This window comes from Oleiphilus sp. HI0080, from assembly GCF_001635135.1.
This window is the reverse complement of record NZ_LWFU01000604.1, coordinates 1-11453: the sequence shown is the minus strand read 5'-3', so window position 1 is coordinate 11453 and position 11453 is coordinate 1. Positions and strand designations below refer to the sequence as shown.

Annotated in this window: 13 protein-coding genes and 1 pseudogene; 13 read left to right on the top strand and 1 reads right to left on the bottom strand. The window is 48.0% G+C overall.

Going from position 1 to position 11453, the window contains the following annotated elements; translation table 11 throughout:
- The 3 genes and pseudogenes from A3751_RS23575 to A3751_RS13375 all read left to right on the top strand — a co-directional run.
- Positions 1-306, top strand: a pseudogene (locus tag A3751_RS23575) (hypothetical protein); the annotation flags it as partial.
- Positions 303-743 (top strand): hotdog fold domain-containing protein, encoded by a 441-nt coding sequence (locus A3751_RS13380; protein ID WP_068456900.1) that lies wholly within the window; start codon positions 303-305, stop codon positions 741-743. The pseudogene A3751_RS23575 and the gene A3751_RS13380, both read left to right, overlap by 4 nt.
- A gap of 116 nt (positions 744-859) precedes the next feature.
- Positions 860-1534, top strand: coding sequence for a 2OG-Fe(II) oxygenase (locus A3751_RS13375; protein WP_068456897.1), 675 nt, complete (start codon positions 860-862; stop codon positions 1532-1534).
- Here A3751_RS13375 and A3751_RS13370 read toward each other — a convergent pair.
- Positions 1531-1995 carry a TlpA disulfide reductase family protein gene (locus A3751_RS13370; protein ID WP_068456894.1) on the bottom strand — a complete coding sequence of 155 codons (465 nt, stop codon included), beginning with the start codon at positions 1993-1995 and terminating at the stop codon, positions 1531-1533. The genes A3751_RS13375 and A3751_RS13370 overlap by 4 nt on opposite strands.
- 131 nt (positions 1996-2126) lie before the next feature.
- On the opposite strand from A3751_RS13370, the gene arsC reads away from it, so the two are divergent.
- From arsC to A3751_RS13320, 10 genes are all read left to right on the top strand, one after another.
- On the top strand, positions 2127-2477 hold the full coding sequence (arsC, locus tag A3751_RS13365; protein ID WP_068456890.1) for an arsenate reductase (glutaredoxin): 351 nt from the start codon (positions 2127-2129) through the stop codon (positions 2475-2477).
- The gene (gene wrbA, locus A3751_RS13360) at positions 2477-3073 is read left to right on the top strand and encodes an NAD(P)H:quinone oxidoreductase (RefSeq protein ID WP_068456887.1); all 597 of its coding nucleotides are present in this window, start codon (positions 2477-2479) and stop codon (positions 3071-3073) included. Before arsC ends, wrbA begins: the two co-directional genes overlap by 1 nt.
- 69 nt (positions 3074-3142) lie before the next feature.
- Entirely contained in the window at positions 3143-3538 is a 396-nt protein-coding gene (locus A3751_RS13355) for a DUF2069 domain-containing protein (RefSeq protein WP_068456885.1), read from the top strand.
- Between the two features lie 45 nt (positions 3539-3583).
- Complete coding sequence (locus tag A3751_RS13350; RefSeq protein WP_156492444.1) at positions 3584-5356, top strand: GspE/PulE family protein; 1773 nt, start codon at positions 3584-3586, stop codon at positions 5354-5356.
- 116 nt (positions 5357-5472) lie between these two features.
- The gene (locus tag A3751_RS13345; RefSeq protein ID WP_068456881.1) at positions 5473-6276 is read left to right on the top strand and encodes an outer membrane lipoprotein-sorting protein; all 804 of its coding nucleotides are present in this window, start codon (positions 5473-5475) and stop codon (positions 6274-6276) included.
- A 279-nt stretch (positions 6277-6555) separates the two neighbouring features.
- Entirely contained in the window at positions 6556-7737 is a 1182-nt protein-coding gene (locus A3751_RS13340) for an alanine--glyoxylate aminotransferase family protein (protein WP_068456878.1), read from the top strand.
- Positions 7738-7808: 71 nt separating this feature from the next.
- Positions 7809-8264, top strand: a complete 456-nt coding sequence (locus A3751_RS13335; RefSeq protein ID WP_068456874.1) for a flavodoxin family protein — start codon at positions 7809-7811, stop codon at positions 8262-8264.
- Between the two features lie 158 nt (positions 8265-8422).
- On the top strand, positions 8423-9331 hold the full coding sequence (locus A3751_RS13330) for a DUF4382 domain-containing protein (protein WP_068456873.1): 909 nt from the start codon (positions 8423-8425) through the stop codon (positions 9329-9331).
- A 175-nt stretch (positions 9332-9506) separates the two neighbouring features.
- Positions 9507-10613, top strand: a complete 1107-nt coding sequence (locus tag A3751_RS13325) for an FAD-dependent monooxygenase (RefSeq protein WP_068456870.1) — start codon at positions 9507-9509, stop codon at positions 10611-10613.
- Positions 10614-10694: 81 nt separating this feature from the next.
- Positions 10695-11324 (top strand): FMN-binding negative transcriptional regulator, encoded by a 630-nt coding sequence (locus tag A3751_RS13320; RefSeq protein WP_068456867.1) that lies wholly within the window; start codon positions 10695-10697, stop codon positions 11322-11324.
- Positions 11325-11453 lie beyond the last annotated feature (129 nt).

Below are 11453 nucleotides of genomic sequence, written 5' to 3'. Positions count from 1 at the left end.
GCCTATAAAGAGATAGATATACCGATACTTTCGCTTGCTTTTAGCGATGACCTACTCGCTCCGCTCGAAAACATAAATCACCTACTCGGCTTCTTTGAAACCGCCGATTGCACCGTCAAGCAAATCAAACCGAAAGACATAGGCGCAAAGCACATTGGCCATACCGGCTTTTTCAAAGAGAAATTCAAAGACTCGCTCTGGCAAAATACTCTCGGCTTTATAAGCACAAATAAAGTGCACACAGCGACGCCATACACCAAGATTCCATCTGAGCATAAGACTCACAACGAAGAAGCAAGCGCATGAACCAGTATTTAAAAATGTTTGAACAAATGGGACCAGAAGGCTTCTCAGCGGGTGTCGCACAACTTGCTCCTTACTTCTCGACCATCGACCCCTTGGTCACGGAAATAAGACCTGGTTACTGCGAGGCGGTGTTAAAGAACCAGAAAAAAGTACATAACCATCTTGGCTGTATTCATGCCATTGCCATGTGCAATGCCGCTGAACTTGTTGGCGGTATTGCGACCGAAGTTTCGACACCCGATGGCACTCGCTGGATACCAGAAGGCATGAAGGTAGAGTATCTAGTAAAAGCAAAAACAGATTTAGTGGTGAAGTGCGAAGCCGAAGATATCGACTTCACTCAAACCGGCAAGATTGAAGTGCCCGTCGCCGCCTATAACGACGAGGGCGTAAAGTGCTTTACCGCGCTAATTACGATGAATGTAAAAAAAGAGTAGGGTCCCCTCTCGATAAACCAATACTTTTCTCTTTGCGTTTTCCTTAAACAAACGTATTCTATCGCCCCGTTTTACAACAGTGGCTTAAAGCACGCGTACCCCCAAGGAACATCTACTTGGCTGCACATTTTGCGCTCTCTCGATCCGATCACGACAACACTTCAGACGACGCTTTATTTGGCCTAATCGCCAACGATCTTGAACGTCAGGGCTATAGCGTCCGACCGTATGCACTTCCTGAACACTTGAGTAGCACCTTAATGGAACACGCATTCACCATGGCTGAAGAGAATTACGAGCCTGCGGGAATTGGCCGAGGCGAAGCTTTTCTGCACAATGAGTTTGTTCGTACTGATGAAATATGCTGGATCACAGGCGAATCGGATGCGGGTAATCAGTGGCTTAATTGGGCATCCGACCTGCAAGCGTTTTTGAACAGAAAACTATTCCTTGGATTATTCTCATTTGAAAGTCATTTTGCACACTATGCAGAAGGGCAATACTACAAACGCCATGTTGATGCGTTTAAGGGAGAAGCCAACCGCGTGCTCTCTGTGGTCGTCTATTTAAACCCTGGCTGGACCTCACACGATGGTGGCGAGCTTGTACTCTACAAAGACGATCACGATGTAGACGGCACTAAGGTGTTGCCGTTGCTTGGCACGATTGTGACCTTTCTGAGTGAAGAGTTCCCGCATGAGGTATTACCTGCGAAACGCGACAGGCATTCCATTGCAGGCTGGTTCCGGGTTAATACCTCGCAAAACGGGAAGATCGACCCCCCACGTTAAAGCCCTAGCGCAGACAGTATTTTCTGTTTGGTCTGCGCGCCCATCAACCATTGTTGCTCGCCAGTTTGCGTATTGACTACAAGCGTTGCAGGCAAAGCCGCGGGAGAGTCTTCGCCAAAGAGTGGCGCGGGCTCGTTAAGAAGCATGGGCAAATCCAAACCAAACTTATTCGCTTCTGCCAGAAGTTTCTCGCCCTCTAGGCGATCAAAATTAAACGCGTAAACGGCCGCACTTGGATGCTTGTCGAGCGCATTAAGTTCTGGAATTTCCTTTACACAGGGTTTACACCAGCTCGCCCAATAATTCATAAGCACATAAGGAGAATCTATCGCTTCAAAAGGCTGCTCTGTCCCACCGTAAAGCTTGAATATTTTCTCCCGCTTTTCTGGATTTGCTTGGCTCTGTGCACCTACTTCGTCACTACAGCCTTGCACGCAGATGCAAGCAATCATAAGAAGCATTAGATTTATGTTTCTAAAAGAATTTTTTAGGGCAGCACTTATTGTTATCATTCGGCACCATTACGTTATATTCGTATTGAGTCGGTCAACTCGAACCACTCTCTTAGCTAATTTCACGGAATACATAAAAAATGACAGACATTCGTATCTATCACAACCCACGCTGTTCAAAATCTCGTCAAACGCTGGCCCTGATTGAAGAGAAAGGCATCACGCCAGAGATCAAACTCTATCTTCAAGACGTACCTTCTAAAGAGGAAATTGGATCGCTGTTAGCCAAGCTAGAAATTTCTGCGCGGGAGCTCCTTCGCAAAGGTGAGGATGCCTATAAAGAAAAAGGCTTGAAAGATACCTCTCTCAGCGAAGATGCGTTGATCCAAGCAATGGTCGATGCGCCAAAACTCATTGAGCGACCTATAGTCGTTGCGGGCGACAAAGCGATACTCGGCCGCCCACCTGAAAATGTGCTGGATCTCATCTAATGGAAAACGCGCCCTACATTCTGATTTTGTTTTATTCGCGAAACGGTGCGACCGAGAACATGGCGCATCAGATTGCCCGTGGAGTTGAGTCGGTTTCCGGTATCGAAGCTCGCATTCGCACCGTACCGGCTGTTTCCGCGGAATGCGAGCAAGTCGCACCGGCCGTTCCGAGCGAGGGCGCGGTTTACTGCACAAAAGAAGATCTTGAACATTGTAGTGGCCTGGCGTTGGGCAGCCCTACCCGCTTCGGTAATATGGCAGCACCTCTAAAGTATTTTTTAGACGGCACGAGCGGCTTATGGATGCAAGGTGCTTTATCGGGCAAACCTGCCAGCGTTTTCACGTCTACCGGTTCGATGCATGGCGGCCAAGAGAGTACTTTACTGTCAATGATGATTCCGTTGATGCACCACGGCATGGTGATCGCAGGCTTACCATATACCGAGAAAGCCTTGCACGAAACATCCACCGGCGGCACACCTTACGGACCATCGCACACCGAAATGAACAGCGACTCAAAACTCAGTGAGCATGAGAGCACTCTCTGCCAAGCGATGGGAAAGCGCCTTGCGCAGCTCGCTCTAAAGCTCTCCTAGTTGCTTTAAACGCACGTGCTTCTGAGCACCTAGTGACACTATTTTTTCTATCAAAAGGCCATCTTCAATATGACAAACACAGCATCTGAACCAAACGCATCGCTTTGTATAAAAAGCGAACGCGCCGCGCTTACAACAAAAGTGGCGTATTTTGTTTTGCTCGCGGCTCTGGCTTTTTCGTCCTTTGTGCCCGGTCCGCCTGAAGGCGTGTCTATCTTTCTGGTACTTGGGGTGAAATTTATCCCTTTGCTGATTGTACTTCCTGGCCTACTCTTAAATAAGTTACGGTCTTACGTTTGGCTTTGCTTTATCGTGCTGTTCTATTTCACGCGCGCTTTTGTCGATGCTTACATGCGTGACGAAAGTGTTTGGGTTGACAGTTTTATCACCCTCACCACAATCGTCGTGTTTATGGCAGCCATGTATTTTGTAAAATGGCAAAAAATGCTGGGCAAAGCACTATAAGACCTCAATATTTACCTCGAAGTAAACAACGAGCAGGAACACTACGTGCAGCAACGCGCAGCCTCTTTTATTCTTGATTTTAGCCGCACCGTCAATCAATTGATCGACGATGGCATTCTGGCAAAAGAAGACGCGGACAAGCTACTAAGCTCACCTCGCGGTCAAAAGCACGTTCAACTGCATCCGCTTGAGATCGTCGCAGGAGCGAGCCTAGACGCCCAGAACGGTGGCGTAAAAGTCGATATGCCCTTCTTGCTCGACTGGCTAAGCGATTGGTCGGGACAAGATATCTACAACATTGATCCGCTCAAAGTCGATTCTTTAAAAACCTCCCAAGTCATGTCGTTCGCTTTCGCCCAGCGCCACCAAATTTTGGCTGTTGAGGTCACTGCGAGCGAAGTTGTAATTGCCAGTGCGCAGCCATTTTCAAACGATTGGGAAAACGATCTAAAACACGTTCTGAAAAAAGAGATCCGCCGTGTTGTTGCAGACCCTTCTGACCTCAGACGCTTCACCGTCGAGTTTTATGAACTCGCCAAATCGGTAAACAAAGCGGGCGTTGATTCAGACCAAAGCGGCTATACGCAGAACTTTGAACAGATGTTGGAGCTTGGCGGCAACAACACGAACCCAGATGCGAACGACCAACACATCGTGAACATTGTGGACTGGTTGCTGCAATACGCGTATGACCAACGTGCAAGCGATATACATCTTGAGCCACGTCGAGAAATCGTGAATATGCGATTTCGAATTGACGGCGTGTTGCATCCTGTTTACGAGTTTCCTGCAAAAGTCGGGATAGCGGTCACGAGTCGGCTGAAGATTTTAGGCCGCTTAAACGTAGCCGAAAAACGCAAGCCACAAGACGGTCGCATTAAGACCAAAAACGCTGACAGCAAAGAGATAGAGTTACGCTTATCCACCCTACCTACCGCTTTCGGCGAAAAGCTGGTCATGCGTATTTTCGACCCGCAGGTACTGCAAAGCACCTTTGCCGATCTTGGTTTTGCTAATGAAGATCTAAATCGTTGGCGAGCAATGACCAAACAACCTTACGGCATTGTGCTGGTAACAGGCCCGACAGGCTCCGGTAAAACCACTACGCTTTACTCCACGCTACGTGAGCTTGCAACGCAAGAAGTGAACGTCAGTACTGTCGAAGACCCAATTGAAATGATCGAGCCTGCGTTTAATCAAATGCAGGTTCAAAACAACATTGATCTGGGCTTTGCTGACGGTTTAAAAGCACTTATGCGACAAGATCCGGACATCATCATGGTTGGCGAGATTCGAGATCTCGAAACTGCCGAGATGGCTGTGCAGGCTGCATTAACCGGCCATTTGGTGCTCTCCACCTTGCACACTAACGACGCGCCGAGCTCCGTCAGCCGTCTGCTTGAACTCGGCATTCCACCTTATTTAATTCGCGCGACCTTACTCGGGGTGATGGCGCAAAGGCTTGTGCGTACGTTGTGCCCTAACTGCAAGACCAAGACCAAACTTGACGCAACAGCGTGGGCAGAACTGACCGCGCCATGGAAGACCAGTCAGCCGAAAAGCGCTTGTAAACCTGTTGGATGTTTGGAGTGCAGAAACACCGGATATAGAGGCCGTGCAGGCGTTTACGAAGTTATGCCGCTTAGTGAGCAAATGAAAGCGCTCATCCATGATCAAACCAATATCATGGAATTGCGTAAACTTGCGATTAAAGAAGGCATGCAATCGCTCCGGCTTAGCGGTGCACATAAAGTCGCTAGCGGACAGACAACGATCGAAGAGGTTTTGCGCGTCACTCCGGCAAGTCTCAGTCGCTGAACAGACTATTCCACGCCCCTATCCAGAATACAGAACAATTCTCCTTGAAGAGCTCCCTGCGCTGCGCGTACTCTGTGCGCACGCTGGAAAAGAATATCAACAAGGAGAAATACAGCATGCCTTTGACTATCAAATCTACGTTTGCCGCTTTTTTACTGCTCGTATCGGGTCTACTAACAAGCCAGATCGCGCTTGCTGAAACACCTGAAGAAAAAGGGCTCGCCATTGCCATTGAGATGGACAAGCGCAATACGGGCTGGAAAGATTCCACTGCGGACATGATCATGACGCTGCGTAATAAGCAGGGGGAAGAAAGTATTCGCTCTTTGCGGGTACGAAGCTTGGAAGTGGAAGATGATGGCGACAAAAGTATGACCATCTTTGACGAGCCAAAAGATGTTCGCGGTACGGCCTTGCTTACCTTCTCGCACAAAGTCGATGCTGACGATCAATGGCTTTATCTCCCAGCTTTAAAGCGCGTTAAGCGCATTGCTTCACGAAACAAGTCAGGTCCGTTTATGGGCAGCGAATTCGCATTTGAAGATCTCAGTTCGCAGGAAGTCGAGAAGTACAGCTACACGCATCTTCGCGATGAGGCATGCGGAGAATTGCAGTGTTTTGTTGTCGAGCGCATCCCCACCGATAAGTACTCCGGCTACACCAAGCAAATCACATGGATTGATCAAGAGGAGTATCGCGCCATTAAAATCGAGTTTTATGATCGCAAGAAGTCTCTGCTAAAGACACTCGACTTTGAAGGCTATGAACAATATCTCGATCAATACTGGCGACCGGCATTAATGAAAATGGATAACCACCAAACGGGCAAGAGTACGGATTTGGCTTGGTCCAACTATCAGTTTCAAACGGGTCTGGAAGATGGCGACTTTACGAAAAATAGCCTAAAACGCGCAAAATAGTCGCCTAGGCTTGATGCATAAAAAACGCGTATTTCAGGGTGATGCAATCTTTCGCCCTGAAGTACTGCCATCGAGCTCTCAGCCATGGCTTGCCAAACTGCTTAATGAACCTCCAGATCCTGACCGACCGGTCATCACTTTTCAAAATCGTGTTAAACTGCGCAGCTGCTTCTCTTCAGCCAGCGATTGAGTCGCCGCAATGTGACCTAGACGCAAGAACCTGAACGCAAGATCACTATTCTTAAGCAACTTACAAAAAAGACAGGACAAGTCGAACCAATGCAAACCTTTCATGCCCCTCACCGAGTTCTCATGGGCCCTGGCCCTTCCGATGTTTCTCCTCGAGTATTAAAAGCTCTTGGACAACCAACCATCGGCCATCTTGACCCAGCGTTTGTCGCTCTAATGGATGAGATCAAAGAACTGCTGCAATATGCGTTCATGACGAAAAACAGGCTGACTATTCCTGTATCAGCGCCAGGCTCAGCGGGTATGGAAACATGCTTTATGAACATGGTTGATCCCAATGACCACATATTGGTTTGCATCAACGGTGTTTTTGGTGGCCGTATGGCCGAGGTCGCAAAACGTGCCGGTGCCAAAGTGACGACGCTTGATTTTGAATGGGGCACGGCCGTGAGTCCGGCAAAAGTGGATGAAGCGCTTGCTGCGGATAGTTCAATATCGATGCTGGCCTTCGTGCATGCAGAGACATCAACAGGCGTTCGATCAGATGCAAAAGAGCTATGCGAGATTGCTCGTAAACATAACTGTCTTACCATCGTTGATGCGGTGACGTCACTGGCAGGTATTGAGCTGCGAGTCGATGATTGGGGCATTGATGCCATCTACTCAGGCACACAGAAGTGTTTGTCTTGTGTACCTGGCATATCGCCAGTGAGCTTCAGCGAAAAAGCCGTTGAGAAAATCCAAAACCGTACACATACCAACGACTCATGGTTTCTGGATCTGAAGCTCGTAATGGCTTACTGGGAACAAAGTGAAGCGCAGCCCAAGCGGGCCTATCACCACACGGCACCGGTAAACAGCTTGTATGCGCTGCACGAATCGTTGGTCATGGTGCGTGAAGAAGGTTTAGAAAATGCCTGGGCGCGTCATGCGAAGCACCACAAAGCCTTAGTTGCAGGCTTGAGCGTGCTTGGCATTGAAATGATCGTAGACGAAGCACACCGCTTACCAGAGCTGAACACCGTCAAGATTCCAGAAGGTGCAGACGACGCTGCAGTGCGCGGTGCCTTACTTGAGCAGTTTGATCTGGAGATTGGCGCAGGGCTTGGAAAGTTTGCAGGCAATGCCTGGCGTATCGGTCTGATGGGCAGCGCATGTAAACGTGAGAACGTCGAGCTTTGCATCTCTGCGCTTGCCAGCGTACTGAATGAACAAGGCTATTCTTGTGATGGCGAAGCGGCCATCGCAGCAGTTGCAGAAAGCTACGCTTAAACCTCTGCAACAAAGTATACTCGAGGGCAGCGTAAAGTCTGCGTTGCCCTCATTCTTTTAAGGAGGATATTGTGACAAAACAGCTCCTTGTTATTGCTCATGCCCCCTCTAAAAACACTCAAGCTCTGCTACAAGCTATTGAGGAAGGCACTCAGACAGCCTCTATCACAACCGTCATAAAGAGCCCTTTTGAGAGCACGGCGCAAGATGCGTTAGATGCCGATGCCATCCTCTTGTTCACCCCCGAAAACCTTGGATATATGTCTGGCGCCATGAAAGATTTTTTCGATCGCACATACTACGACGTGCTCGAAGAAAAGCAGGGCATGCCAGTCGCGGCAATTGTCCGTGCAGGTAACGATGGCACCGGCACCGTTCGAGCACTTCAAACAATTACTACTGGCCTTCGTTGGCGCTGGGTTCAAGAACCTCTTGTATTAAAAGGTGAGTTTGATCATCGCTTTTTAACCGAAGCCAAAGAACTTACCGAAGCCATAGCCGTCGCACTTGAAGAAGGGATGATCTAATGGTGACAAGCTAACTATCCCTGCTAGCGCTTATTTCGGATGCGCTCTGTGTGACCGCATATACAGGCTGAACATACAGAATAGAATTTAAGCAACCAAGTGGTTACGATAAGATCACGAGTAGAAACAACAAAGATCGGAAGTGAAGGAGATCTGCCATGACAAGACTACGCTCTATTAAGAAGACGCTTCAAACCACCACTTCGATTGCATTATTAGTGCCCCTCCTAAGCGCATGTGGCAGCAGTAGCAGCTCAACAGAAACCGGCACTCTTTCTTTAGGTATTACAGATGGTCCGGTTGAAAATGCCTCTGAAGTGAATGTAACCATTTCGTCCATCGAGCTAAAAGGTGCTGAAGACAAAGTCATCACGCTTGACCCGCCTCAGTCTTTCAATCTTCTGGACTATCAAGGCGATGCTCAATTGGTGCTTTTTGAAGACCACACGCTTGTCGCAGGCGACTATCAATGGATGCGTTTAGGTGTCGATGATTCAAGTATCCGAATTGGTAATGGCCCTCTATTCCCGCTTGAGATTCCTAGCGCAGATAAAACAGGTCTTAAACTTCAAAGAGGCTTTACCATTGGCGCCGGCAGCAGCAATAGCTTTACGGTTGATTTTGATTTGCGTAAATCTGTAACGCTGGCGAATGGCAATTACAAGTTACGCCCTACCTTGCGACTGGTCGATAACCTCGAAGCAGGCGCGTTACAAGGCACTGTCGCGGATAACCTTGTTGAAGATGTTAATTGCATCAATAACGGCCCTAATAACGATATGGGCAATGCGGTTTATTTGTTCACTGGCGAAGATGCAACGATTCAGGATCTGCAGGGAAATGCAGGTGATCCACTTGCTTCTGCGACAGTGACCTATAACAACGACACATCAAACTACGAGTTTGAGCTTGGATTTATCCCAGCGGGCCCCTATACGGCGGCGTTCACCTGCGATGCGTCTATCGACATCAACGATGACAACGAATTCGCCTCAATGATCTTTTCAAATAGCTATAACGTCAGCATCGTTTCCAAACAAACAACTACGCTGACAATAGAGAACTAAATCCTTTTAGAATAGATCGCTTAAAAGACCAAGTCCTCATCATGATGCTTGGTGATATGGACTTGGTTACGGTGGATATCGCTAGCAAATTGATGCAACGAATCAACGCAAATCAGAAAGCTACGAGGCTTTTTTTACCGTATACCTCCGACACAAGACAGCGCAGTAGAAGCATATGAAAGTAAGCATCATAGGTGGCGGCCCTGCTGGTTTGTATTGCGCGATCGCAATTAGACAAGTCCTACCTACTGCGAGGGTAAAAGTATACGAAGCAGAAAACGAGACTGTGAATTCACTGGGCCTCGGCTATGTGCTCCAGAGCTTGCATCTAGATCTACTTCGAAAGGTCGATGCTGAGTTCATGAACTCAATTTTTCAAGGCACACCGCCACCGAAGCTTCGACGCGCATCGGTTCGCGTTGATGACCATATCCAAGACAAACCTTTCGAGCTTGGATACACAGTCACCCGACATCAGCTAATGCGCTACTTACGTACACAGGCTCTGAGCTGTGGCGTACGCATCATTGAGAAAAAGATAGAACTAAAGCATGTATCGCGTCTAAAAAGTAGTAGCGATCTACTCATCGCTGCCGATGGCGTGAGCAGCCTGGTTCGCAAACGCTATACGAGCGAACTCGATGCCAAATCGACCTCGGCAAACATCCGCTTTTGCTGGTACTTCAATGAATCCCCAAGCATCGACCATAAACCCAAGTTCTGGGCGGTATCCACAAAGCATGGCGTGATTCAAATGATCACATACCCTCAGTCCGACCACCGTCAAATCGTTATTATGGAGATGACAGAAGCGTGTTATTTAAATGGCGATTTTGAAAGTAAAACACCCGAAGAAATCGCAAATTTTCTGAGTAAAGAACTCAGCCTGGAAGACGAACCATTCCATCTCGAAACAGGAAATTTGCCTTGGATGCCGTTCGCACAGAACAGCGTAGAGAAACTATATACAGACAACGTTGCCTTTGTCGGCGAGTCTGCATTCTCTTTTCACTACGGGTTTGGCTGGGGGTTGGCAACCGCCTTTACGATGGGCTACATTCTTGCACGTTCACTCGCATCACACCCTATGCCGCAAGCGCTTGATGTCTTTCAAAATGGCGCAACGCTAGCTCTCGCCAAACCAGTAACGAAATCTCTTGAAGCAATTAAGTGGATGGAAGGCATTGATCAGCATTTTGTCGACACGCCTAACGCAGAGCTTGTTGATCATTACCTGCAACGACATAAATACCGAAAACTTTTGAAAAGCCAACAAACCTAGGCAAATCACTGCTGATCTAGTTGCACCAATACTGCCATTCCCATCTAATATAAGCTTACCTGCAAATCAAAGAGAACGTCTGTGTTCATTCCTAAAGTATTTAAAGTCGATTGTCGTGATCAAATGTTCGCACTGATCAAAGAGCACCCGCTTGCTACGCTCGTATGCAATACCAAAGCAGGTTTGGAGGCTAATCACCTACCCATGCTCGTTGAAGAACGCGATGGGAAGATCTTGCTTATTGGCCACATTGCGAAGGCGAACCCACTGCACCAAAACATAGCGAACGGCACTAAGGTATTAGTCACCTTTCAGGGCCCACAAGCCTATATATCTGCAAGTTACTACCCCAACAAACAGCGTGACCATAAAATTGTACCAACGTGGAATTACACCGCCGTCCATGTAAGCGGAACGCTTGAATTTACGCACAACAAAGAAGAACTTCTCGCTATCGTTGATACACTTACGCAAGCGCAAGAACAAAGCCGAAAACAGCCCTGGAAGGTCAGCGATGCTCCCCGAGAGTATATTGACCGAATGCTTAATGCCATTGTTGGTATACGCGTAAGCGTCGACGAAATGCAGGGCAAATGGAAAGTCAGCCAGAATCAAAGCGGTGAAAACCGACAAGGAGTGATCAAAGCTTTGGGAAAAGAAGGAAATCAAGCAATGGCCCAAACTGTAGCGCTCAAATCTTCAGAAAGCTAAGCCCCAAATTTAGAGACCAATAAATGTTTGAAGTCTTAATTTTAGCGGTTGCACTGAGCATGGACGCATTTGCCGTTTCCATCGGCCTTGGCTCGAAGCATGAGCAGAGAACCTCTGCTCTCGCAGTTA

Excerpts from the sequence above, each read along its gene's own strand:
- A3751_RS13380 (WP_068456900.1), top strand. The coding sequence starts at position 303 with ATGAACCAGTATTTAAAAATGTTTGAACAAATGGGACCAGAAGGCTTC.
- A3751_RS13370 (WP_068456894.1), bottom strand. The coding sequence starts at position 1,995 with ATGCTTCTTATGATTGCTTGCATCTGCGTGCAAGGCTGTAGTGACGAA.
- arsC (WP_068456890.1), top strand. The coding sequence starts at position 2,127 with ATGACAGACATTCGTATCTATCACAACCCACGCTGTTCAAAATCTCGT.
- wrbA (WP_068456887.1), top strand. The coding sequence starts at position 2,477 with ATGGAAAACGCGCCCTACATTCTGATTTTGTTTTATTCGCGAAACGGT.
- A3751_RS13355 (WP_068456885.1), top strand. The coding sequence starts at position 3,143 with ATGACAAACACAGCATCTGAACCAAACGCATCGCTTTGTATAAAAAGC.
- A3751_RS13345 (WP_068456881.1), top strand. The coding sequence starts at position 5,473 with ATGCCTTTGACTATCAAATCTACGTTTGCCGCTTTTTTACTGCTCGTA.
- A3751_RS13340 (WP_068456878.1), top strand. The coding sequence starts at position 6,556 with ATGCAAACCTTTCATGCCCCTCACCGAGTTCTCATGGGCCCTGGCCCT.
- A3751_RS13330 (WP_068456873.1), top strand. The coding sequence starts at position 8,423 with ATGACAAGACTACGCTCTATTAAGAAGACGCTTCAAACCACCACTTCG.
- A3751_RS13325 (WP_068456870.1), top strand. The coding sequence starts at position 9,507 with ATGAAAGTAAGCATCATAGGTGGCGGCCCTGCTGGTTTGTATTGCGCG.